The organism is Kytococcus schroeteri, from assembly GCF_002847825.1.
Classification (GTDB): domain Bacteria; phylum Actinomycetota; class Actinomycetes; order Actinomycetales; family Dermatophilaceae; genus Kytococcus; species Kytococcus schroeteri.
In genome coordinates this window covers 37,203-60,679 of record NZ_PKIZ01000007.1, presented here as the reverse complement: position 1 = coordinate 60,679, position 23,477 = coordinate 37,203, and the positions used below count along the sequence as shown (strand labels likewise).

At 73.1% G+C, this 23,477-nt stretch carries 18 protein-coding genes and 2 tRNA genes; 9 read left to right on the top strand and 11 right to left on the bottom strand.

Translation table 11 applies throughout. The features are described from left to right. Positions 1–47: 47 nt before the first annotated feature. Positions 48–1,019 carry a thiamine-phosphate kinase gene (thiL, locus tag CYJ76_RS04865; protein ID WP_101849415.1) on the bottom strand — a complete coding sequence of 324 codons (972 nt, stop codon included), beginning with the start codon at positions 1,017–1,019 and terminating at the stop codon, positions 48–50. 22 nt (positions 1,020–1,041) lie between these two features. Between thiL and CYJ76_RS04860 the strand changes: the two genes are divergently transcribed. Further along, on the top strand, positions 1,042–1,533 hold the full coding sequence (locus CYJ76_RS04860) for a DUF3515 family protein (RefSeq protein ID WP_101849414.1): 492 nt from the start codon (positions 1,042–1,044) through the stop codon (positions 1,531–1,533). On the opposite strand, the gene CYJ76_RS04855 is transcribed toward CYJ76_RS04860, so the two are convergent. From CYJ76_RS04855 to clpS, 8 genes are all read right to left on the bottom strand, one after another. Continuing rightward, positions 1,534–2,664, bottom strand: coding sequence for a D-alanine--D-alanine ligase family protein (locus CYJ76_RS04855; protein ID WP_070703544.1), 1,131 nt, complete (start codon positions 2,662–2,664; stop codon positions 1,534–1,536). It abuts the gene before it with no gap. Between the two features lie 34 nt (positions 2,665–2,698). Continuing rightward, positions 2,699–3,700: an NAD(P)H-dependent glycerol-3-phosphate dehydrogenase gene (locus tag CYJ76_RS04850; protein WP_101849413.1), complete on the bottom strand. Its 1,002-nt coding sequence runs from the start codon at positions 3,698–3,700 to the stop codon at positions 2,699–2,701. A gap of 80 nt (positions 3,701–3,780) precedes the next feature. Further along, entirely contained in the window at positions 3,781–4,101 is a 321-nt protein-coding gene (locus CYJ76_RS04845; RefSeq protein WP_101849412.1) for an HU family DNA-binding protein, read from the bottom strand. Between the two features lie 292 nt (positions 4,102–4,393). Continuing rightward, positions 4,394–4,466: transfer RNA gene (locus CYJ76_RS04840), tRNA-Glu, on the bottom strand. A gap of 85 nt (positions 4,467–4,551) precedes the next feature. Next, positions 4,552–4,626: transfer RNA gene (locus tag CYJ76_RS04835), tRNA-Gln, on the bottom strand. A gap of 143 nt (positions 4,627–4,769) precedes the next feature. Next, positions 4,770–6,350 (bottom strand): glutamate--tRNA ligase, encoded by a 1,581-nt coding sequence (gene gltX / locus CYJ76_RS04830; RefSeq protein ID WP_101849411.1) that lies wholly within the window; start codon positions 6,348–6,350, stop codon positions 4,770–4,772. A 44-nt stretch (positions 6,351–6,394) separates the two neighbouring features. After that, positions 6,395–7,111: a DUF2017 family protein gene (locus tag CYJ76_RS04825; RefSeq protein ID WP_070704645.1), complete on the bottom strand. Its 717-nt coding sequence runs from the start codon at positions 7,109–7,111 to the stop codon at positions 6,395–6,397. After that, the gene (clpS, locus tag CYJ76_RS04820; protein ID WP_101849440.1) at positions 7,111–7,392 is read right to left on the bottom strand and encodes an ATP-dependent Clp protease adapter ClpS; all 282 of its coding nucleotides are present in this window, start codon (positions 7,390–7,392) and stop codon (positions 7,111–7,113) included. Before clpS ends, CYJ76_RS04825 begins: the two co-directional genes overlap by 1 nt. 149 nt (positions 7,393–7,541) lie before the next feature. On the opposite strand from clpS, the gene purL reads away from it, so the two are divergent. Next, positions 7,542–11,444, top strand: coding sequence for a phosphoribosylformylglycinamidine synthase (purL, locus tag CYJ76_RS04815; protein ID WP_070704648.1), 3,903 nt, complete (start codon positions 7,542–7,544; stop codon positions 11,442–11,444). 75 nt (positions 11,445–11,519) lie between these two features. Further along, positions 11,520–12,845 carry a nicotinate phosphoribosyltransferase gene (locus CYJ76_RS04810; protein ID WP_101849410.1) on the top strand — a complete coding sequence of 442 codons (1,326 nt, stop codon included), beginning with the start codon at positions 11,520–11,522 and terminating at the stop codon, positions 12,843–12,845. 64 nt (positions 12,846–12,909) lie between these two features. On the opposite strand, the gene CYJ76_RS04805 is transcribed toward CYJ76_RS04810, so the two are convergent. Together CYJ76_RS04805 and CYJ76_RS04800 are read right to left on the bottom strand one after the other, a co-directional pair. Further along, positions 12,910–14,982, bottom strand: coding sequence for an acyltransferase family protein (locus tag CYJ76_RS04805; protein ID WP_070705845.1), 2,073 nt, complete (start codon positions 14,980–14,982; stop codon positions 12,910–12,912). Between the two features lie 140 nt (positions 14,983–15,122). Beyond that, positions 15,123–16,427, bottom strand: a complete 1,305-nt coding sequence (locus CYJ76_RS04800; RefSeq protein ID WP_070705844.1) for a homogentisate 1,2-dioxygenase — start codon at positions 16,425–16,427, stop codon at positions 15,123–15,125. A 77-nt stretch (positions 16,428–16,504) separates the two neighbouring features. On the opposite strand from CYJ76_RS04800, the gene CYJ76_RS04795 reads away from it, so the two are divergent. From CYJ76_RS04795 to CYJ76_RS04770, 6 genes are all read left to right on the top strand, one after another. Then, positions 16,505–17,431, top strand: a complete 927-nt coding sequence (locus tag CYJ76_RS04795) for a hypothetical protein (protein WP_141494152.1) — start codon at positions 16,505–16,507, stop codon at positions 17,429–17,431. After that, positions 17,428–18,666 carry a fumarylacetoacetase gene (gene fahA, locus CYJ76_RS04790; RefSeq protein ID WP_101849408.1) on the top strand — a complete coding sequence of 413 codons (1,239 nt, stop codon included), beginning with the start codon at positions 17,428–17,430 and terminating at the stop codon, positions 18,664–18,666. The genes CYJ76_RS04795 and fahA overlap by 4 nt, the downstream gene beginning before the upstream one ends. A 141-nt stretch (positions 18,667–18,807) precedes the next feature. Then, the gene (locus tag CYJ76_RS04785; protein ID WP_070705720.1) at positions 18,808–19,752 is read left to right on the top strand and encodes a hypothetical protein; all 945 of its coding nucleotides are present in this window, start codon (positions 18,808–18,810) and stop codon (positions 19,750–19,752) included. 193 nt (positions 19,753–19,945) lie between these two features. Then, the gene (locus CYJ76_RS04780) at positions 19,946–20,902 is read left to right on the top strand and encodes a hypothetical protein (RefSeq protein ID WP_070705719.1); all 957 of its coding nucleotides are present in this window, start codon (positions 19,946–19,948) and stop codon (positions 20,900–20,902) included. A gap of 81 nt (positions 20,903–20,983) precedes the next feature. Then, a complete protein-coding gene (locus tag CYJ76_RS04775) occupies positions 20,984–21,193 on the top strand; it encodes a heavy-metal-associated domain-containing protein (protein ID WP_070705718.1) in 210 nt (69 codons plus the stop codon). Continuing rightward, the gene (locus CYJ76_RS04770) at positions 21,193–23,463 is read left to right on the top strand and encodes a heavy metal translocating P-type ATPase (RefSeq protein ID WP_070705717.1); all 2,271 of its coding nucleotides are present in this window, start codon (positions 21,193–21,195) and stop codon (positions 23,461–23,463) included. The genes CYJ76_RS04775 and CYJ76_RS04770 overlap by 1 nt, the downstream gene beginning before the upstream one ends. The last annotated feature ends 14 nt before the right edge of the window (positions 23,464–23,477 follow it).

The following is a 23,477-nucleotide window of genomic DNA, read 5'->3' as shown; positions in this document are numbered from 1 at the left end:
CCTGTCGCGTACCCGGGCCGTCGCCCCCGCCCCCGGCGGACTGGTCCTCAGGCCCGGAAGTGGTCCCAGCCACCCTCCACCGGGCGCCCGTCGAGCGTGACCGCGGGACCGTCGGGCCCCTCCGCCTCCTCGCACCACGCGATGCGGTGCCACCCCTGGGGTAGCACCCCCCCGGCCGGGAAGGTGCCCAGCAGGCAGTGCTCCTCCCCGCCGGTCAGCACGGCCTCCCACGCCCCCCCCTCCCCGACCGCCGGGGCCAGCCGGTCCACCAGCGGCTGCAGCCCGGCCCGGTCCAGCACGAGCCGCACCCCGCTGGCCGTCGCGATGCGGGCCCCGTCACGGGCCAGCCCGTCGGAGACGTCCATGAGCGAGGTCGCGCCGGCACCGGCGGCCACCTCCCCCGCCTCCGGGTCCGCCCACGGCGCCCGGTGGTGAGCCAGGCACTCCGCCGCCGCGCTGCCCGGCCCCTCGAGCACCCCCCGCTGCAACAGGGCCAGGCCGGCCCCGGACCGCCCCAACGGCCCCGACACGGCCACCTGGTCCCCCGCCCGCGCCCCCGAGCGCAGCACCGGTCGGCCGGCCACCCGCCCGAGCGCGGTGACGCTCACCATCCGCGTGCCCGGCGCGGCCGAGGAGAGGTCCCCGCCCACCACGGCCACCCCTGCGCGCCGCGCGGCCTCGCCCACACCGCGCGCCAGGTCCTCCACCCACCGCACGGGCGTCGCGGCGTCGGCCACCAGGGTGAGCACCATCCAGGTGCAGCGGCCCCCCATCGCGGTCACGTCCGCCAGGTTCTGCGCCACCGCCTTGGCCCCCACGTCCCGGGCGGTCGACCACTCGTCGAGCCAGTCGGCCCCCCGCACCATGGTGTCGGTGGTCACCACCGTACCCGGTCCGGCCACCAGCACCGCCGCGTCGTCCCCGGGGCCGACCTCCACACCCGGGCCGGTGGTGGGCAGGTGCCGCCAGATCCGCGGCAGCAGCTCGTTCTCGGAGACGTCGGCAAGGGTCTGGACCACGCGGCGACGCTACCCTGTGCCGATGCTCCCCCACCCCTGCACCGTCCGCGCCCGGACCGCCCGCCGGCCCCTGCGGGCGGCGACCGCCACGGTGCTGGCGGGGGCCGCCCTGGCCGGGTGCTCCCGGGGCGAGGTGGCGGTCTCCCCCGCTCCCATGGCCGCGGAGCCCGCCTGTGCCCAGGCAGCCGGGCGGTACCCGCAGGCGGTGGCCGGCGCCGTGCGCCAACCGGTCGCCGAGGAGGCCCGCGACAGCGCCGCGGCCTGGGGCAACCCCGCCATCGTGGCGCGCTGCGGGGTGGAGCCCCCCGCTCCCAGCACCGACCGCTGCCTCACGATCGAGGGCGTGGACTGGGTCGTGGAGGACCTCGACGACGGCATCGCCCTGGTCACCTACGGCCGCACCCCCGCCCTGGAGGTGCTGGTGCCGCGCCGCTACCCGCAGTCCTCGGACCTCGTGGTCGACTTCGCCGACGCGGCCGGGGCCCTGAAGACCACCGGCCGCAGCTGCGGCTGATCAGCGCAGGCCGAGCGGGCGCTCCAGGGCCAGCGTCAGCAGCTCGTCGATGAGTTCCGGGTAGGGGATGCCGGAGGCGGCCCACAGCGCCGGGTACATCGAGTACGGCGTGAAGCCCGGCATCGTGTTGATCTCGTTGATGAGGATGCGCTCGTCGGGTGTGACGAAGAAGTCCACGCGGGAGAGGCCCTCGCACCCGGCCGCCTCGAAGGCCACCACGGCCTGCCGCCGGATCTCCTCGATGACGTGCTCCGGGGCGTCCGCGGGCGCCGACAGGGTGGTCGAGGACTCGTCGAGGTACTTGGCCTCGAAGTCGTAGAAGCCGTGGTCGCCGGAGACGACGATCTCGCCCACCGTGCTGGCCCGCGGGGCGTCGGCACCGTGGCCGTCGAGCACCGCGCACTCGAGCTCGCGGGCGTCGATGCCCTCCTCCACGACCACCTTGAGGTCGTGCTCCCGCGCGGCCTCCACGGCGGCCTCCAGCTCCGCGAGGTCGTCCACCCGGGTGATGCCCATGGAGGACCCGGCGCGGGCCGGCTTGACGAAGACCGGCAGCTGCAGGCCGGCCACCTCGTCCAAGGCCCCCTGCCGGTCGGCACGCCAGCGGCGGTCGGTGATGACCACGTACGGCCCCACCTCGAGCCCGGCGGACTCGAACACCACCTTCATGTGGTGCTTGTCCATCATGAGCGCCGAGGCCGCGACGCCACAGCCCACGTAGTGCAGGTCGGCCATCTCGAGCAGGCCCTGCAGGGTGCCGTCCTCGCCGAACGGGCCGTGCAGCAGCGGGAACACCACGTCCACCTCGCCGAGCACCTCCGGCGGCAGGCCCTGGCGCACCACCTGGAAGTCGGTGTGGGTGGAGCCCAGCGGCACGATGACGTTCTCCTCACCGCCGGTGATCTCCGGGATGTGCCCGGCGCCGATGGTGAGCTCCTCGGGGGTGGCCGTGGAGACGACCCACTGCCCCTGCCGCGTGATGCCGATGGGCACGACGTCCCACCGGTCGGTGTCGATGGCGGCCAGGACGCTGGCGGCCGTGGCGCAGGAGACGGGGTGCTCGCTGGAGCGGCCTCCGAAGACGAGCGCGACGCGGCGGCGCCCGGGCTGGGTCTGGTTCGAAGCAGTCATCGCGCAGGATCGTACTCAACCCGCGCGGACCGCATCAGTACCTCTCGGCCTTGCGGACCCGCGCCATGAGGCGGTGCGCGGTCTCCTCCACGGAGACCCCCTCGTGCACCACTCCCACCACGGCCTGCACGATCGGCATCGGGATGCCGTGCTGCTCGGCCAGGGCCTGGATGGAGCGGCAGGACTTCACTCCCTCGGCCACCTGGCTCTGCGAGGCGAGCACCTCCTCCAGGGACTCGCCCTGCCCCAGACGGGTGCCCACCTGGTGGTTGCGCGAGAGGGAGCTGGAGCAGGTGGCCACGAGGTCCCCCGCCCCCGCCAGGCCGAGGAAGGTCGTGGGGTCGGCTCCCAGGGCCGTGCCCAGACGGGTGATCTCGGCCAGTCCCCGGGTGATGAGCATGGCCGAGGTGTTGTCGCCGTAACCCATCCCCTGGGCCATCCCCACGGCCAGGGCCACCACGTTCTTCACCGCACCGCCCACCTCGGCGCCCAGCACGTCGGAGGAGGTGTAGGGGCGGAAGTAGGGCGCGTCGCACGCCTCGGCGACGGCGTCCGCGCGTGCCGCGTCCGTGCAGGCCACGACGCTGGCCGAGGGCTGCCGCTGCACGATCTCGCGCGCCAGGTTGGGGCCGGAGAGCACCGCCACCCGCTCCGGGTCGATGCCGGCGGCCTGGCTGACGACCTGACTCATCCGCAGGCCGGAGCCCAGCTCGATTCCCTTCATGAGCGAGACCACGGTCGCGTCGGCCGGGATGAGCGGCGCCCACTCCACGAGGTTGTCGCGGAGGGTCTGCGAGGGCACCGCGAGCACCACGACGTCCGCCCCGCGGCACGCCTCGGCGGCGTCGGCCGTGGCCCGCAGCGACTCCGGCAGGGTGTGCCCGGGCAGGTACTGCTCGTTGCGGTGGTCGGCGTTCACCGCCTCCACGAGCTCGGCGCGACGCCCCCAGAGCACCACCTCGGTGCCAGCATCGGCGAGCACCTGGGCGAAGGCCGTGCCCCAGCTGCCAGCTCCAAGGACGGCGGCGCGCGTCATCGTGCTCCTCCACGGGTCGGGTCGGGATCGAGGGTCAGCCTACGTGCTCCGCCCGCTCGTCCACGGCCCGTCCGAGGCGGTCAGCGGCGGGTGCGCCCCCCGGCCAGGCCCGCGGCGGGCAGCGAGTCCGGGTCGGCCACGAACTTGCGGAAGGTGGGGCTGGGCCGGAAGCGGGGGCCGGCCGTGGCCTCGATGCGGACCACGTCGCCCGTGCGGGGGTTGCGCCCCGTGCGCGGGGCACGCACCACGCGCTCGAAGGTGCCGAACCCCGTGAGCGTCACCGTCCCCCCGGCCGCCACCTCACGGATCATCGCGTCGACGAGGGTGTCGACCGCCCGCGAGGCCGCGTGGTGGCTACCCACGACGGGCTCGAGGATGGTGGCCAGGTCCGCTTTGTTCATGGCGCGCCCTTTCGGTCAGAGGGTGTGTGGGACGGGGACCGTGAGCCCCCTTCGTGGGGAACTGTGACACCCGATCGGCGCCTGACCAAGCCCCCGGGGAAACTGAAATCGAGCCGTGACCAAACCCGCTCGCGGACGTGACGGGGGCCACGCGCCCGGTGCTCGGGCCACCTCTGGCCGACCCTGGGTGCACCCAGGGTCGGCCGCCCCGTCGGACGACTCCTCCCCCGGACAGGCATCACCCGGACATGCAGAAGGACCCCGGTCCGAAGACCGGGGTCCTTCTGAACTGTAGCCCCGACGGGATTTGAACCCGCGCTACCGCCTTGAGAGGGCGGCGTGCTAGGCCGCTACACAACGGGGCCGTGTCGCTCTTTGCGACTGGAGGACTCTACCACAAGGGCTTGCCCTCTGCAGCATCTCGGTGATCCGAAGATCTCCTCGTGCTGCTGGCTGGGGTACCAGGACTCGAACCTAGACTAAATGAACCAGAATCACTCGTGCTGCCAATTACACCATACCCCAAGGGTTCTCGCGCCAAGATCGGTGAACCCGAGGGCTCCCTCACCTGTCGTGAGCGGCTCTCCCCAGCGGGGCGAACCGAGGCGATACCTTACACAACTCCGACGGGGGACGCCAATCGGCCGTCCCCCGTCGCGAGATCCGCGTCAGGCCAGCTGCCCCCGAAGGGAGCGCAGGCGTGCGAGCGTCGACGGACGACCCAGGATCTCCATCGACTCGAACAGCGGCGGCGAGACCTTCGCGCCGCTCAGGGCCACGCGCAGAGGCGTGAACGCCACCTTGGGCTTCAGGCCCATCCCGTCGAGCAGCGCCTCGCGCAGCGTGGCCTCGATGTCGGCCGTCACCCAGCGCGGACCGTCGCCGTCCTCCCCCAGGGAGACCGCCGGGGTGTCCGGCAGCTGCTCCAGAGCGGCCACGGCGGCCTCCAGCACCTGCGGCGCGTCCTCCTTGAGGCCCGCCACGGCGGCCTCGTCCCGCTCCAGCGCCTCGTCATCCACGAAGAAAGGCCGCACCAGCGGCACGGTCTCGCTGAGCACCGGCACACGGGTCTGCACCAGCTCGGCCACGTCCTTGAGGCGTGCCAGCTCCCCCATCGAGGGACGGTCCGGCAGCACCCCCGCGTCCTGCAGGTAGGGCAGCATCCGGCCGGTGAAGTCACCCAGCTCCAGCTGGCGCAGGTGGTCGCCGTTGATGGACTCGGCCTTCTTCTGGTCCCAGCGCGCCGGGTTGGGGTTCACGGCGTGCACGTCGAAGGCCTCGACGAGCTCCTCGGGGGTGAACAGGTCGCGGTCGCCCCCGATCGACCAGCCGAGCAGGGCCAGGTAGTTGATCATGCCCTCGCGCACGAAGCCCCGGTCGCGGTGGAGGAAGAGGTTGGCCTCCGGGTCGCGCTTGGAGAGCTTCTTGGTGCCGTTGCCCAGCACCAGCGGGAGGTGGCCGAAGGTGGGCACCTGCTCCGCCTCGCCGATGGCGATGAGCGCGCGGTAGAGCGCGATCTGCCGCGGGGTGCTGCTCAGCAGGTCCTCGCCGCGGATGACGTGGGTGATCCGCATCGCGGCGTCGTCCACCGGGTTGACCAGCGTGTACAGCGGCACACCGTTGCCGCGGACGATGACGTAGTCCGGGATCTGGCCGGCCGGGAAGGTCACCTCGCCGCGCACCATGTCGGTGAAGGTGATGTCCTCGTCCGGCATGCGCAGGCGCAGCACCGGCTCACGCCCCTCGGCACGGAAGGCGTCCTTCTGCTCCTGCGTGAGCTCCCGGTCGAAGTTGTCGTAGCCCAGCTTGGGGTCGCGGCCGGCCGCCTTGTGGCGTTCCTCCACCTCCTCGGGGGTGGAGAAGGACTCGTAGGCGTAGCCGGCCTCGAGCAGCTTGCGGGCCACCTCGGCGTGGTGGTCGTGGCGCTCGCTCTGGCGGTAGGGCGCGTACGGGCCACCCTCACGGACACCCTCGTCGGGGGTGAGACCCAGCCACTCGAGCATGTCGTGGATGCCCTGGGCGGACTCCTCGGAGTCGCGGGCGGCGTCGGTGTCCTCCAGGCGGAAGACGAGCTTGCCGCCGGTGTGGCGGGCGTACGCCCAGTTGAACAGGGCGGTGCGGGCCAGGCCCACGTGGGGCGTTCCGGTGGGGCTGGGGCAGAAGCGGACGCGCACGTCCGAGCCGGTGGCCTCGGCGTGCTCGGAGGCGTGGGCGGCGGGTGCGACGGTCTGGTCAGGGGCTGCAGTCATGGTGGCTCCAGCCTAGGGCAGCCGGCCCCCTCGTCCCCGGCCGGTCAGTGCCGCAGCAGGGCCTCCACGAGGGTCTCCTGCATCCACCCGACGAAGCCGTGGTGGATGCCCAGCTGCAGGGCCACCTCGTCGGCGTCGGAGAGCGTCTCCCCGCGCTCCACGGCGCGGATGAGCTCGGAGGTCTGGGCGTCCACGCGCTCGGCGTCGTGGTCCTCGTGGATGCCGAGCCGGTCGGCCAGTACGAGGCGCACGTCGGTGAACGCGGCCATGACCTGCCGGGCCTCGCGCGGGTTCAGGGCCATGACGCCGGACTCCCGGGACCGCTCGCAGGCCGCCACGAGGGCCCGCAGGTTGGCCACCTTGGTGGCGCGGATGCCGTCGTGGGCCAGGGCGGCGAAGTCCCGGGCCGCGGCCACGTCGCTGGTGTGCGCGGCGGGGAGCAGGCGGGACAGGGCCGGGTCGCCGCCGTGGAGCTCGGCCGGGTCCACCGGGTCGACGGCGAGCTCGGGATCGCTCGGGGTGAGGCCGGCGGTGAGCGCCTCGAAGCGGGCGTGCAGGTCGTCCTCGGCCGAGGCACCTCCCGAGGAGGTCGGGCCACCGGAGAGTTCGGGCAGCACGGCATCGGTCCCGGTCACGGCAGCCCCGGGCTCCTCCCCGAGGATGGTGATCACGGCCGTCGCGCCGTCGGCGAGGGCCTCGAGCTCGAGCTCGTCGAGGTGCGCCACCGCGGCGTCGCCCTCCCAGCGGAACGCGCGCGCCATCAGGTGTCCTGCCCGAAGGTGGCCCACAGGCCGTACTCCTGCATGGCCTGGGTGTCCACCTCCATCGCCTCGCGGGTGCCGGTGGAGACCACGCAGCGGCCCTTGGTGTGGATGTCCATCATCATCCCCTCGGCCACGTGCCGGGAGTAGCCGAAGTGGTCCATGAGCACGAAGGTCACGTAGCTCATGAGGTTGACCGGGTCGTTCCAGACGAGCGTGTACCAGGGCGCGTCGAGCTCGGAACGCCCGGCGAGCGCGAGGGAGCCCTCGGGATCGGACAGGCCGGGGGTGTGATGAGGTTCAGGCACTCCCCCACTGTAGAGAGCGGCGCGCGTCCCCGCCCACCGGCGCCGTGGCCCCGGCACAGGGGTGGGGGCCGCGACCTAGAATGTCGCCGCCCCGTCCCGCCCCCTGCCCAGGAGTCCCTGACATGGCCGCGCTGCCGCACGACCTCGTGCTGACCACCGTCCCGGGCGGGTCCGCCCTCTCCGACTTCCGCGCCACCGCGCTGCTGCGCCGGCTGCGCGAGGTGGTGCCCTGCATCGAGGGCGTCACGGCGCGGTACCTGCACCTCGTGGCCTCCACCGCGGAGCTCGACGAGGCCACCGCCGGCCGGGTGCGCGAGCTGCTCACCTACGGCGAGCCCGCCATCGAGGACACCTCCGGGAGCGCGGCCGTGGTGCTCGTGGCCCCGCGCCTGGGCACCATCTCCCCGTGGGCGAGCAAGGCCACCGACATCGCACACAACTGCGGGCTGGCGGTGGAGCGCGTCGAACGGGTGACGGAGTACCGCCTGGCCACCGCCGAGCCCCTCACCGACGAGCAGTGGCTGGCCTGCGCCGCCGTGCTGCACGACCGGATGACCCAGAGCGTGCTGGTCTCGGCCGACGACCTGGCGGGCCTGTTCGCAGAGCGCGAGGGGGCCGCGATGGAGCGGGTCGACATCGCCGGGCGGGGCCGCGAGGCGCTCGTGGAGGCCAACGCCGCCTGGGGCCTGGCCCTCAGCGAGGACGAGGTGGACTACCTCGTGGAGGCCTTCACGCGCCTGGAGCGCAACCCCACCGACGTGGAGCTCATGATGTTCGCCCAGGCCAACAGCGAGCACTGCCGCCACAAGATCTTCAACGCCGACTTCGTGGTGGACGGCCAGGCCCAGGAGAAGAGCCTGTTCGGCATGATCCGGCACACCGAGGCCGTGGCCGGCGAGGGCACCGTGGTGGCCTACAAGGACAACGCCTCGATCATGACCGGTGGCCGCATCACCCGCTGGCTCCCCGAGCAGCCCGGCGCCTCCCGCTACACCGAGCGCGAGGACGAGGTGCACGTGCTCATGAAGGTGGAGACCCACAACCACCCGAGCGCCATCTCCCCGTTCCCCGGCGCCTCCACCGGGGCCGGTGGCGAGATCCGCGACGAGGGCGCCACCGGTCGCGGCAGCGCCCCCAAGGCCGGGCTCACCGGCTTCGCCGTCTCCAACCTGCACCTGCCGGGTACCGACGAGCCGTGGGAGGCCGGCGGGGCCAGCGCACCGGACCACATCGCCACCCCGCTGGAGATCATGGTGGAGGGCCCGCTGGGCGCCGCCGCCTTCAACAACGAGTTCGGGCGCCCCGGTCTGGGCGGCTTCTTCCGCGTCTACGAGCAGACCGTGGACGGCGTCCGCCGCGGCTACCACAAGCCGATCATGAGCGCCGGCGGCCTGGGCGCCATCAGCGCCGGCCAGACCGAGAAGGTCCGCTTCGCCCCCGGCACCCTGCTGGTGCAGCTGGGCGGGCCGGGCATGCGCATCGGCATGGGCGGTGGCGCCGCCAGCTCGATGGCCTCGGGCACCAACGCCGTGGAGCTCGACTTCGACTCGGTGCAGCGCGGAAACCCGGAGATGGAGCGCCGCGCCCAGGAGGTCATCAACCACTGCTGGAGCCTGGGCGAGGACAACCCGGTGCTGGCCATCCACGACGTGGGCGCCGGCGGCCTGAGCAACGCGTTCCCCGAGCTGGTCGACGACGCCGGGCTGGGCGCCCGCTTCGACCTCGGCGCGGTGCCCGTGGAGGAGTCCGGCCTGGCCCCCAAGGAGATCTGGTCGAACGAGAGCCAGGAGCGCTACGTGCTGGCCATCGCGCCGGACTCCCTGGAGCGCTTCACGGCCTTCTGCGAGCGCGAGCGCTGCCCCTTCGCCGTGGTCGGCGAGGCCACCGCTGACGGCCAGCTGGTGGTCACCGGCGCCGCGGGTGCCGGCGGAGACCAGACCGAGGACACCGCGGTGGACATGCCGATGGAGGTGCTCCTGGGCAAGCCGCCGAAGATGCTGCGTGACGTGCAGCGTGTGCAGCGCTCCACCGACGCGTTGGACACCGCGTCGCTCACCGGTGACGCGCTGCGCGGCGCGGCCCTCGACGTGCTGCGCCACCCGAGCGTGGCCTCCAAGCGCTTCCTCATCACCATCGGCGACCGCACCGTGGGCGGGCTGAGCCACCGCGACCAGATGGTGGGCCCATGGCAGGTGCCGGTGGCCGACGTGGCCGTCACCCTGAGCGATCTGGTGGGACTGTCCGGCCAGGCGATGGCCAGTGGCGAGCGCATGCCGCTCGCGGCGGTGGACGGCCCCGCATCGGGCCGCATGGCCGTGGGCGAGGCGCTCACCAACCTGCTCGCGGCGCCGGTGACCCTGCGCGGCGTGAAGCTGTCCTGCAACTGGATGGCCGCCTGCGGCGAGCCCGGCGAGGACGCCGCGCTCTACGACACCGTGCAGGCGGTGGCCATGGAGCTGTGCCCGGCACTCGGTGTCTCGGTGCCGGTGGGCAAGGACTCACTGTCGATGCGCACCAAGTGGGAGCAGGACGGGACCCAGCACGAGGTGGTCTCCCCTGTCTCGCTGGTGGTGTCGGCCTTCGCCTCCCTGGAGGACGTGCGCGGCACGTGGACCCCGCAGGTGCACGCCGACGACGAGCTGGTGCTGGTGGACCTGGGCCGCGGTGCCAACCGCCTCGGCGGCTCGATGCTGGCGCAGGTGCGCGGCGAGTTCGGCGGCACCGTGCCGGACCTGGACGACCCCCAGCTGCTGGTGGGTCTGGCCGCCGCGCTCACCGAGCTGCGCGGGGCCGGCCTGGTGACGGCCTACCACGACCGCTCGGACGGCGGCCTGTGGGCGACCCTGGCCGAGATGGCCTTCGCCGGTGCCGTGGGCGTGGAGGCCGACGTCGCCGATGTGGCCGCCCTGTTCGCCGAGGAGCTCGGTGTGGTGCTCGGCGTCCCGGCAGGGCGTTCCGACGAGGTGCTCGAGCTGCTGGCGCGCCACGGGCTGGGCGAGGTCTCGACCACGGTCGGCCGCGCGACCGCCGAGCGCCGGGTGCGCGTCACGCTGGGCGGCGCGCCCGCCCTCGACGAGGGCGTGCACGAGCTGGCCCAGGTGTGGGACGAGGTGAGCTGGCGCATCGCGGCCCTGCGCGACAACCCGGCCTGTGCCGACGAGGAGCACGCCGCCTTCGGGGCCGACGACGACCCCGGCCTGCACGTGGCGCCCTCCTTCGACCCCGCCGAGGACGTGGCCGCGCCCTACCTGAACCTCGGCGCCCGGCCCAAGGTGGCGGTCCTGCGCGAGCAGGGCGTGAACTCGCACGTGGAGACCGCCTTCGCCTTCGACCGCGCGGGCTTCGACACCTACGACGTGCACATGACCGACCTGCAGACCGGCCGCTTCGACCTGGCCGACACCACGGGCCTGGTGGCCTGCGGTGGCTTCTCGTACGGAGACACCCTGGGCGCCGGCGAGGGCTGGGCGCGCTCGGTGCTGTTCAACGAGCGGCTCACCGAACAGTTCGCCACCTTCTTCGGGCGTCAGGACACCTTCGGCCTGGGCATCTGCAACGGCTGCCAGATGTTCGCCGCCTTGGCCGACCTCATCCCGGGCGCCGAGGCGTGGCCGCGGTTCACCCGCAACCTCTCCGAGCAGTACGAGGCACGCCTCTCGATGGTGGAGGTCGTGGAGAACCCGTCGGTCTTCTTCACCGGCATGGCCGGCTCGCGCCTGCCCATCGCGGTGGCGCACGGCGAGGGCCGGGCGAACTTCGAGGCCCGGGGCGACGCCTCGCAGGTCGTCGCCGCCGCGCGCTACGTGGACAACCACGGGCGGGTGGCCACCAGTTACCCGGCCAACCCCAACGGCTCGCCGGAGGGGCTCACCGCCGTCACGACCGCCGACGGCCGCTTCACCGCGATGATGCCGCACCCCGAGCGGGTGCAGCGCACCGTGCAGATGTCCTGGAGCGACGGCGACCCCGCCCAGGCCAGCCCGTGGCTGCGCATGTTCCGCAACGCGCGCGCCTGGGTCGGCTGATCCCCGGCCGACCAGCACCTGCCCGGGCCCCGCACCACCCCCGGTGGTGCGGGGCCCCATGCATAGGGTGAGCCGGTGACCAGTACCGCCCTGCTGACCGACCACTACGAGCTCACGATGGTGCAGGCCGCCCTGCGCAGCGGCGCCGCGCACCGGCGCAGCGTGTTCGAGCTCTTTGCCCGCAAGCTGCCCGAGGGCCGGCGCTACGGCGTCGTGGCTGGCACGGGGCGCTTCCTGGAGGCGCTGGTGGACTTCACCTTCGGCGAGGCCGAGCTGGAGCACCTGCGCACCCATCGGGTGGTGGACGAGCCCACCCTCGAGTGGCTGGCGGGCTACCGCTTCTCGGGGGACGTCCACGGTTACCCCGAGGGCGAGCTGTACTTCGGCCACTCCCCGCTGATGGTCGTGGAGTCCACCTTCGCCGAGGGGGTGCTGCTGGAGACCCTCGCGCTCTCGATGCTCAACCACGACAGCGCCGTCGCCTCGGCCGCCAGCCGCATGACCGCCGTGGCCGGCGACCGTCCCTGCATCGAGATGGGTAGCCGGCGCACCGCCGAGGGCTCCGCCGTGGCGGCCGCCCGCGCCGCCTACGTGGCCGGGTTCGCCTCGACCTCCAACCTCGAGGCGGGGCGCCGCTGGGGCGTGCCGACGGCGGGCACGGCCGCCCACTCGTTCACCCTCCTCCACGACGGGGAGCGCGAGGCCTTCACCGCCCAGGTGGAGTCCCTCGGCACCGACACGGCCCTGCTCGTGGACACCTACGACGTCACCCGCGGCGTCCAGACCGCCGTCGAGGTGGCCGGCACCGGCCTGGGCGCGGTGCGCCTGGACTCCGGCGACCTGCTCGGCCAGGCCCACGCCGTGCGGCGCCAGCTGGACGACCTGGGGGCCACGGGCACCCGCATCGTGGTCACCAGCGACCTCGACGAGTACGCCATCGCCTCGCTGGCCGCGGCCCCGGTGGACACCTACGGCGTGGGCACCCGCCTGGTGACCGGCTCCGGGCACCCCACCGCGGGCATGGTCTACAAGCTGGTGGCCCGGGAGGGCGAGGACGGCACGATGGTCGACGTCGCCAAGGCGAGCGCGCACAAGACGTCCGTGGGCGGCCGGAAGACCGCCGTGCGCCGCGTCGTGGACGGCGTGGCGCAGGCCGAGCTCGTCGGCATCGGGGAGGTGCCCCAGCACGACGGGGACGACCGGGAGCTCCTCGTGCCACTGGTGCGCGGTGGCCAGGTCGTGGCCCCCACCGGCCCCGAGGCGGTGGAGGCGGCCCGGGCGCGCCACGCCGCGTCGCGGGCGGAGCTGCCGGCCGCCGCCCTGCGCCTCTCGGCTGGGGAGCAGGCCGTTCCCACGGTGTTCGTCGACGAGCAGCCCGCCCCGGCCACCGGCCACGCCTGAGGCTCCCAGCAGACGGCTGGGCCCCCACCGCACACGGTGGGGGCCCCGCAGGGTCGGGCGGCCGTCAGTGCTCGGTGATCGCCCGCTGGATCTCGACCACGTAGTGCACCTTGCCGATGTAGTCCGGGTGGGTGCCGTCGCTGAGGAACCAGTCGTCGTGGCCCTCGGAGACGCCCTTCCAGTCGGCGATGGTGACCTTGGGGTCCAGCTCCTCGTCCTCCAGCCCGTCGAAGACGGCCTGGTTGTCGGCGTCCCAGCTGGTGTTGGAGTTGGGGCGCACGAGCACGACGTGCTTCACGGCCTTCTCCTTGGCCAGGTGGGTGGCGGCGTCGACGAGGTCGTCCTTGTTGATCCGGCCGTTGTTGCCGGTGTGGACCACGACCACCTCGCTCTTGATGTCGTGGGCCTTGGCCGCCTTCTCCGCGTAGCCCAGGACCTCGCTGGCCTGGACGCCGACGGTGGCCCGCAGGTCGAGGGCCCCGAACGCGCGGGAGATGACCGGACCGGCGGACATGGCCACGGAGTCGCCGAAGACGGTGACGTTCATGCACTGCGTGCCGTCGCCCACCTTGGTGCCGTCGGAGGGGACCGGCAGCGTGTCCGCGCCGAGCTTGGACTGCCCGAGCCACTGCGGGTCGGCTCCCTCGGCCACGCGGTCACCGCTGATCTTCGAGGGGTCGCAGGCAGCACCCTTGCCCCCCTCGGTGGGCGGCGGGGAGGTGGGCGATGCCGTGGGCGTCTCCTCCGACTGGTCCGGGACACCGGCCTGCGGGCCGTCGGGCGCCGGGGTCTGGTCCCCCGAGGGTGCGGTGCCGACGTCGGCGTTGCCCAGCACCTCCTCCACCTTCTGCTGCTCGACGGCCTGCGGGTCGGTGGTCGCGGCCACCGCGCCCAGGGTGGCCGTGAGGGCCACCACGGTGGTGGTCAGCCCGGCGGCCGCGGTCAGCGGTGCCCGGCCGGTGCGGCGCAGACGGTCCCACGTGGCGCGCAGGCCGTGCACACGCACCGGGTTCTCCACCAGGCGGTAGCTCAGCTCGGCCAGCAGCAGGGTCAGGCCCCAGCGCACCAGGTGCACCACGGGCTCGGGCCACTCCACGTCGATGCCGGGCCGGGTGAACGCGGCGATGGGCCAGTGCCACAGGTACAGGGAGTACGAGCGGGTGCCCAGGTAGCGCAGCAGCGGCAGGCTCAGCAGCCACTCCACCGGACCGGGGCGGGTGGCGGCCACGACGAGCACGACCACCAGGGCGGCCAGGGCGGCGAAGCCCCATCGGTAGAGCCACTCGGAGGTCTCGGCCTGGGTCACGAAGAACCAGCCGAGCCCGCCCAGGCCGGCCAGGCCCAGCAGGGTCCACAGCACGCCGGCGCGCTTGAGGGGCGCCCGGTCGCTGAAGCCTGCGCCACCCCGCAGGGCGGCCAGGGCAGCACCGGCGAGCAGGCCCATCGCGTGGGAGTCGGTGCCGAAGTAGAAGCGGCTGGCGTCCCCCGCGGCCGGCAGGTCGGCCGCGGCCGTGCCCATCCCCATCCACAGCGAGGAGGCCACCGCACCCACGAGGGAGATGGTGAACACGGCCCAACGGCGGGCCGAGGCCTTGGTGAACGCAAAGGTCAGCCCGGCCACCACCAGCGGCCAGACCAGGTAGAACTGCTCCTCCACGGCCAGGGACCACAGGTGCTGGAGCACCGGCGGCCGGCCGGCGGCCTCGAAGTAGCTGCGCTCCTGGAACACGTACCACCAGTTGGAGGTGTACGTGGCCGCGGCGAGCACGTCGCCCACGTAGGAGCGCACGGCGGTGCGGTCGAGCACCAGCATGGCCACCGAGACGACGAGCAGCAGGAGGAAGACCGCCGGGAACAGGCGCCGCACGCGGCGCCCCCAGAAGTGCTTGAGGTCCACCGTGGTCGGGCTCCAGCGCGTGATCAGCTGGCTCGTGATGAGGTATCCCGAGAGCACGAAGAACACGTCGACGCCCAGGAAGCCGCCGTCGAGGCCGGCGTCGAAGTGGAAGAGCATCACCGACACGACGGCCAGGGCGCGCAGCCCGTCCAGACCGGTGAGATAGCGGCGTCCCGAGGGGGCGCTCCGTGCCGTGGCCCGGGGCCCTCCTGCGCTGCTCGTCGAGACCTGCTGCCCCACCTGGGCTCCTTCCGCGAAGTCGGTCCGTCGCGGCCGACCGGCCCCGACACAGTGCTCCCGTCCGACGTCCGCCGGGCGGGAGCGTCACGCTACTCCCAGAGGCTGGACGCCCACTGGGACCGTGGTCGGATGGCGTGGCCTCATTCCGTGGCCGGCGGAACCTCGTCCTCCCCGAGCGGACGCTGCTCGGTTGCAGTGCGCTGGGCGGAGTTCTGCCACGACCAGGCGTACTTCCCGTCGTCGCTGGCCAGACCGCCCTCTCCCAGGTCGAGGGGGCGGAAGGTGTCGACCATCACAGCCAGCTCGTCGAAGTACTCCACGCCGATGGAGTTCTCGTAGGCCCCGGGCTGGGGGCCGTGGGCGTGGCCGCCCGGGTGGAGGCTGATGGAGCCCTGCCGGATGCCACTGCCCTTGCGTGCCTCGTAGTCCCCGTCCACGTAGAACATGACCTCGTCGGAGTCCACGTTCGAGTGGTAGTAGGGCACCGGGATGCTCAGCGGGTGGTAGTCCACCTTGCGCGGCACGAAGTTGCACACCACGAAGTTGTGCCCCTCGAACACCTGGTGGGCGGGCGGCGGCTGGTGGACGCGGCCGGTGATCGGCTCGTAGTCGGCCACGTTGAACACGTAGGGGTAGAGGCAGCCGTCCCAGCCCACGACGTCCAGCGGGTGGAAGGGCAACGTGTGCACAGTGCCGCCCTGGCCGCCGGTGGAGTCCTCCCCCGTGGCGCGGTGGCGGATGTACACCTCGGTCTCGTCGTCGGCCGCGGCACCGATGTCCTCGGCCAGCAGCGGCCCCTCCGGTCCGCGCAGGTCGCGCTCGCAGTAGGGCGCGTGCTCCAGCAGCTGCCCGAACCGCGAGAGGTACCGCTTGGGCGGGCCGATGTGGCTGGAGGCCTCGATGGCGTAGACGCGCAGCGGCTCGGAGTAACCCTCGTCGCCGGCGTCGCGCGGGATCCACCGGTGCGTGGTGGCGCGCGGCATCACCAGGTAGTCGCCCTGCCCCACCTCGAAGGCGCCCATGACGGTCTCCACGCGGGCGTTGCCGCGCTCCACGTACAGGCACTCGTCACCGATGGCGTTCCGGTACCAGGGGCTCGTGGTGTCGGCCACCACGTAGGACAGGCGCACGTCGGCGTTGCCCAGCAGCAGCCGTCGACCGGTCACCACGTCGACGCCCTCGGTGGGCTCGTCCCCGCCGAACAGGTCGTGGGGGCGCAGGTGGATCGGGCGCAGGGGGTGGTTGGGGGTCAGCGTGGCGTCGGGCAGGTCCCAGACGCGGGCGTCGCTGATGGTGGAGGGGATGTTGCGGTGGTAGAGCAGCGAGGAGTCCGACGAGAAGCCCTCCTCGCCCATGAGCTCCTCGTAGTACAGCCCGCCCTCGGGCGTGCGGTGCTGGGTGTGTCGCTTGGGGGGAACCGATCCGACGGAGCGGTAGTACGCCATGGCTCGTCCTCCGGGTGGTGGGGCGGTGTGGGCGCACCGGGAGTGATGTACGCCACGCGTACGTTAGCGTGCGCGGCATGGCGACCCCACCGGCGATGGAGCGACTCACCCGCGCGTTCGTGGACGACGCGGCGATCTTCCCCCCGGGGCTCTCCCCCTTGCCCGATGCCGTCGCGCAGCACCGCGTCTGGCGCACCGCCCCGCTCGGCTCCCGCCTGGGACCGCTGCTGCTCTCGGTCGACGCCGTGGCGCAGCTCCCGCAGGTGCTCGCGAACTCCCCTGCCACCTCCGACGCCGCTGCCCTCCCGGTGGGCATCGCCGCCCGCCCCGGCACCGGCACCGAGGCGGTCACCCGCGCCGTGGCCACGCTGCGCGGCCTCGGCGAGCAGGTGCGCCTCGAGGTGGTGGAGCGCGCCGCGGACGCCGACTGGCACACCACCGCCGACCACGGTGTGGACCTTGCCCTCGAGGCGCCCCGCGACCCAGCCACCCTGGAGTCCCTGCTCGACCGCCTGGCCGCCTCGGACCGCACTGGCGGGCCCCGGGTCGTGGCCAAGTGGCGCACCCAGGCATCCCCGGCGGGCCCCGTCCCCACGCCGCAGGAGCTCGCCGGGTTCATCACCTCCTGCGTGGAGCGCGACGTGCCCTTCAAGCTCACCGGCGGCCTGCACCACGCCGTGGCGCGCACCGCGCCGGCCCAGTCCGGCGAGGGCACCGAGGAGATGCACGGCATGCTCAACGTCGTGGTGGCCACCCACGGCGCCCTCTGCGGACTGGGTCCCGACGACGTCGCCGCCGCGCTGGCCGAGCGCGACGCCCGCGCCGTGGCCGACACCGTGCTGGCGCTCGACTCCGGCGCCGTCGAGGGCGTGCGCGCCGCGTGGACCTCCTTCGGCTGCTGCGGCGTCACCGACCCGCTCACCGAGGCCGCCGAGCTCGGCGTACTCGACCCGTCCACCATCGCCAGCACCCCCTCCCACCCCACCGACGAGGAGCCCGCATGACCGCCTGGCCCGACCTGCCCGCCGACCACCCCTTCGGCCCGCACAACCTGCCCTACGGCGCCTTCCTCACCCGCGACGCCGCGCAACCCCGGCTGGGCGTCCGCATCGGCGACGAGGTGCTGGACCTGCCGGCCGCCCTGCACGCCACGGGCGCGGACACCGGCGGCGCCTGGGCCGGCGCCCTGCAGGAGCCGACGCTCAACCGCCTGCTGGAGCTCGGCCACACCGCGTGGACCGGCGCCCGCGAGTGGGTCACCGGCCTGTTCGCCGAGGAGGCCGACCCAGCGGTGGTGCGCCCGCACCTGCTGCCGCTGGGCCAGGTGGAGATGGTGCTGCCCTTCCACCCGGCGGACTACGTGGACTTCTACGCCTCGGAGCACCACGCCACCAACGTGGGCCGCATCTTCCGCCCGGACCAGGCGGCCCTGACCCCCAACTGGAAGCACCTGCCCATCGGGTACCACGGGCGCTCCAGCACCATCGTCGTCTCGGGCACCGACGTGGTGCGCCCCAGCGGCCAGCGCAAGCCGAAGGACGCCGAGGTGCCCACCTTCGGCCCCAGCCAGCGTCTGGACATCGAGGCCGAGCTGGGCTTCCTCGTCGGTGGCCCGACGACCGTCGGCGAGCGCGTCTCCGTGGACGACGCGGCCGACCACCTCTTCGGTGTGATGCTCTTCAACGACTGGTCGGCGCGCGACCTCCAGGCCTGGGAGTACGTGCCGCTGGGCCCCTTCCTGGGCAAGTCGTTCGCCTCGTCGGTGGGCGCCTGGGTGGTGCCCATGGCGGCCCTGGAGCACGCGCGCACCGAGCTCCCCACCCAGGACCCCGAGCCGCTGGACTACCTGCGCGGTGACGGCAGCGGCCTGTTCGGCCTGGACATCGAGATGGAGGTGCGCCTCAACGGCACAGTCGTCAGCCGCCCGCCCTACCGGGAGATGTACTGGTCGCCGGCGCAGATGCTCGCGCACATGACCGTCAACGGCGCTGCCCTCTCGGCCGCGGACGTGTTCGCCAGCGGCACCGTCTCCGGCGACGAGAAGGCCGAGCGCGGGTCCTTCCTGGAGCTCTCGTGGAGCGGTCAGGAGCCGATGCAGCTCGAGGACGGCTCCGAGCGCTCCTTCCTCGAGGACGGCGACACCGTGACGATCACCGGCTGGGCACCGGGACCGGACGGCTCCCGCATCGGGCTGGGTGAGGTGACCGGGACGATCCGCCCCGCCACCGAGCTGGGCTGACGCGCTGTCGTGCGGCTGTCGCCGCACTGCCGCAGCGGACCCCGGCGCCTCGGGCACCGGGGTCCGCACTTCCCGCCGGGGCCCGAGATCGATACGGCCGGAAACGTTCACACGTCCAGAATCATCTGAGGGGAGCAGGACATGGACAGCACGAAGACCTTCGCAGTGGGGACCGCGCTGCTGCTGGGGGCAGCACTCGCGACGCCGGCGTCCGCCGCACCGGACGACCGCACCTCCGGCCCGGACTGGGAGCCGCTGCCGATCACCTTCGAGGTCGGCGAGGCCGACGGCCAGGGCGAGCGCCCCTGGAGCGTCAGCGTCGACGGGGACGTCACCCAGCCCAAGAAGGGCGAGGACGGCCTGGCGACGCTGAACCTGCTGGTTACCGACTACAACAACAACCTCAACAACGACCACCCGGACCACGGGCCGAGCAGCCTCGGGATCCAGGACGACGGTCTGACCGGCTGCCAGGAGGGCACGCCGGGCAAGATGCCGTCGGGCCGGACCAGCGAGGACGAGTCCTTCCGGTGGGTGGTCGACGAGGAGTCCACCGAGGACAACCCGATCGTCGACCCCGAGTTCGCCCCGGGCCACTACGAGAAGACCCAGACGAGCAAGCTGTCGCCGGAGACCCGGGCCCTGGAGGTCGTCACGGTCACGTGCCCCACCGAGAGCGACTGGGGCTACATGTTCGGCAACAGCTTCTTCGTCCGCACCAGCGACACGGAGTTCACGCGGGTGGCCACCGTCGTGACCGAGGGCACCTTCCACGAGGGCGGCGAGAGCGTGTTCCACACCGTCGAGGGCTGGGAGTTCCTGGAGCAGCTCGAGAAGGAGGAGCGTCCGGACGGCATGAGCGACGCCGAGTGGGCGGACAAGCTCGTCGCCGAGGGCGTGGTGCCGGCCGACAAGCGCTGGTACGTGGCCAACGAGGAGCCTCCCGGTGAGGACGACGACGAGGGCCCGATCGTCGACACCGGTGTGGAGGCGGGCGACCAGTCCGCGGCGTTCGCTGCCGGCCTGGCCGGTGTGGCGCTGCTGGGCGCCGGTGGCGCCACGGTGGCGGCCGCCCGCCGTCGCTGACGCCCGCCTGACACCTGAATCGACGGGACCTCCGGAGTCACTGGACTCTCGGAGGTCCCGTCGTGACAGGTCACGTTCACAGTCCGCGCACAATCAGGCGCCGACGCCCGGCCCCGGCTTCCCCCTCCCCGTGAGGCGCTTAGGGTCGAAGGGTCCCGGCAGGGGGTCGGGACGTGACACAGAGGGGAAAACCATGAAGCGCACGACTCTTGCCGTCCTCGCCGTCGCCACCATGGGGGTGACCGCCCCGGTGCAGATGGCGCAGGCCGCGCCGAAGGAGCCCAAGCTCCCGGCGCCGTACGAGAACACCTTCTCCGTGGGCGAGGCAGGCTCCGACGGAACCCGGCCGTGGACCAGCACCACCCGGGGCGACTACCTCGAGCTGCCCTACGAAAAGGACGGGCTGGTGCACCGCGAGGTGCACGGGTTCGACCGGTGGAACAGCGTGACGAGCGTCTCCGCGAACGAGGAGGACCCGGGACGCCACCGTCTGGGCGTGCAGAACGACGACCAGACCGACTGGATCTTCCGCGGCTGCCCGGAGAACGCCGAACGTGCCGGGAAGTCCTCCTTCTCCTCCGAGGACGAGTCCTTCCACTGGGTGGTGGACCCGGACTACGACTTCTGGAACGACGACAGCGACGACCCCGTCCCGGGCTCGTACGTGAAGGACACCACCCATCGACTCGGCGAGGACGTCCGCTCGGTGTCGGTGGAGGCGACCGGGTGCATCCCCGACCCCGGCGAGTTCGACGGCACCTACGCGCACAACACGACCCACTTCCTGCGGACGGGTGAGGGCGAGTTCACCAAGGTGGGCACCTCGGTGTTGGGTTCGACAGCCAACGAGGGGGGCTACGGCATGGAGTTCCACGCCGAGCCCGACTGGGAGTTCCTGGAGCAGCTCGAACACGCGGTGCGCCCGGACGGACTCACCGACGCCCAGTGGGCCGACCAGCTCGTGGCCAAGGGCGTGGTGCCGGCCGACAAGCGCTGGTACGTGGCCAACGAGGAGCCCACCGAGGGCCCCATCGTAGACACCGGCTGGACCGCCCCCGAGCGCTCGCACGACACCACCGCCCTCGGCCTGGCCGGTCTGGCCCTCGTCGGCGCCGGCGGCCTCACCGTGGCCGGCGCCCGCCGCCGCTGACCGTCCCCACGGAATACCCCTCCGGGGTATGTGCGTTCTCGTCGGTGGCGCCACCCGGCGCCACCGACGAGAGGAGCACCCATGGCCACCACCGAGTACAACGTCACCGGCATGACCTGCGGGCACTGCGAGGCGTCCGTCCGCGAGGAGGTCTCCGAGGTGCCCGGCGTCGAGTCCGTCGAGGTGAGCCACGAGACCGGTCGGCTGACCGTCACCGGCGCCGACGACGTGTCCACCGATGCCGTGCTGGCCGCCGTCGAGGACGCCGGCTACCGGGCGCAGCGGGCCTGATGACCGCGCCCTCCCTCCCGCGCACGTCCGCCGTCGAGCTGGAGCTCGGCGGTATGACGTGCGCCTCGTGCGCCCACCGCATCGAGCGCAAGCTCAACAAGCTCGAGGGCGTGGAGGCGACCGTCAACTACGCCACGGAGAAGGCCTCGGTCACCGTACCCGAGGGGTACGACCCGGGCCTGCTGGTGGCCGAGGTGCAGAAGGCGGGCTACACGGCCACGCTGCCGGCGCTCCCACCGACCCCGGGAACCGACTCCCCCGGTGAGGCCTTCGACGGCTCCGAGCACGCCGACCACGAGCTCGACGCCCTGCGCCGTCGGGTGCTCGTGTGCGCGGTGCTGGCGGTGCCGGTGATCCTCATGGCGATGGTGCCGGCCCTGCAGTTCCGGAACTGGCAGTGGGCCTCGCTCACCCTGGCCGCGCCCGTGGTGGTGTGGGGCGCCTGGCCCTTCCACCGGGCCGCCTGGACCAACCTGCGCCACGGCGCGGCCACCATGGACACCCTCGTCTCGATGGGCACGCTCGCCGCCTTCGGCTGGTCGCTCTACGCGCTCTTTCTCGGCCATGCCGGCACGCCCGGCATGAAGCACCCCTTCGAGTTCACCATCGGGCACTCCGACGGCGCGGGGAACATCTACCTCGAGGCCGCCGCGGGCGTCACCCTGTTCATCCTGGCCGGACGCTACGTCGAGAAGCGCGCCAAGCGCCGGGCCGGCGCCGCGCTGCGCGCCCTGCTGGAGATGGGGGCCAAGGAGGTCTCCGTGCTGCGCGACGGGCGCGAGGTGACGGTCCCGGCCGGGGAGCTGCGCGCCGGCGAGGAGTTCGTGGTGCGCCCCGGGGAGAAGGTGGCCACCGACGGGACGGTCGTCTCCGGCACGTCCGCCGTGGACGCCTCCATGCTCACCGGCGAGTCCCTCCCCGTCGAGGTGGGCCCTGGCAGCGAGGTCACCGGCGCAACGGTGAACGCCGGTGGGCGCCTGGTGGTGCGCGCCACGCGCGTGGGCGCCGACACGCAACTGGCCCAGATGGCGCGGATGGTGGAGGACGCGCAGACCGGCAAGGCCGCCGTCCAGCGGCTGGCCGACCGGGTCTCCGGCGTGTTCGTGCCGGTCGTGGTGCTCATCGCCCTGGTCACGCTCGGGGGCTGGCTGCTGTCCGGTGCCGGTCCGACGGCCGCGTTCACCGCCGCGGTGGCGGTGCTCGTCATCGCCTGCCCGTGCGCCCTGGGCCTGGCCACGCCCACCGCCCTGCTCGTGGGCACCGGCCGCGGAGCGGAGTTGGGCATCCTCATCAAGGGCCCCGAGGTGCTGGAGTCGACCCGCACCGTGGACACCGTGGTGCTCGACAAGACCGGCACCGTGACCACCGGGCACATGACACTGGCCGAGGTGGTGCCCGCCGCCGGCGAGGACGCCGCGGAGGTGCTGCGCGTGGCCGGTGCGCTGGAGGACTCCTCGGAGCACCCCATCGCCCGTGCCGTGGCCGATGCGGCGCGCACCGCGGGCGACCTGCCCGCCGCCTCGGGGTTCGCGAACGTCGAGGGGCTCGGCGTCACCGGCACCGTGGAGGGCCGCACGGTGGTCGTCGGCCGCCCCACCCTGCTCGCCGAGCATCACATGACGCTCACCGCCGACCTGGCCCGGGCCGAGGCCGAGCACCTCCAGCGGGGTCGCACCGTGGTGGCCGTCGGCTGGGACGGCGCTCCCCGCGGCCTGCTCGTGGTGTCCGATGCCGTGAAGCCCACGAGCGCCGCCGCCGTGGCCCAGCTGAGGCGCCTCGGGCTCGAGCCGGTGCTGCTGACCGGGGACAACGCGGCCACCGCCCGCCAGGTGGCCGACGAGGTGGGGATCGACACCGTCATCGCCGACGTGCTGCCGCAGGAGAAGGTGGAGCAGGTCCGGCGCCTGCAGGAGCAGGGGCGCGTGGTGGCCATGGTCGGCGACGGCGTCAACGACGCCCCCGCCCTGGCACAGGCCGACCTGGGCCTGGCCATGGGCACCGGCACGGACGTCGCCATCGAGGCCGCGGACATCACGCTGGTGCGTGGCGACCTGCGCAGCGTGGTCGACGCCATCGGGATGGCGCGGCGCACGCTGGGCACCATCCGGTCCAATCTCTTCTGGGCGTTCGCCTACAACGTGGCCGCCATCCCCCTGGCCGCGGCGGGGATGCTCAACCCGATGCTGGCCGGTGCCGCCATGGCCCTGTCCAGCGTGTTCGTGGTCGGCAACAGCCTGCGGCTGCGGGGCTTCAGGGCGGAGGCGCGGTGAGCGCCGGCGAACGA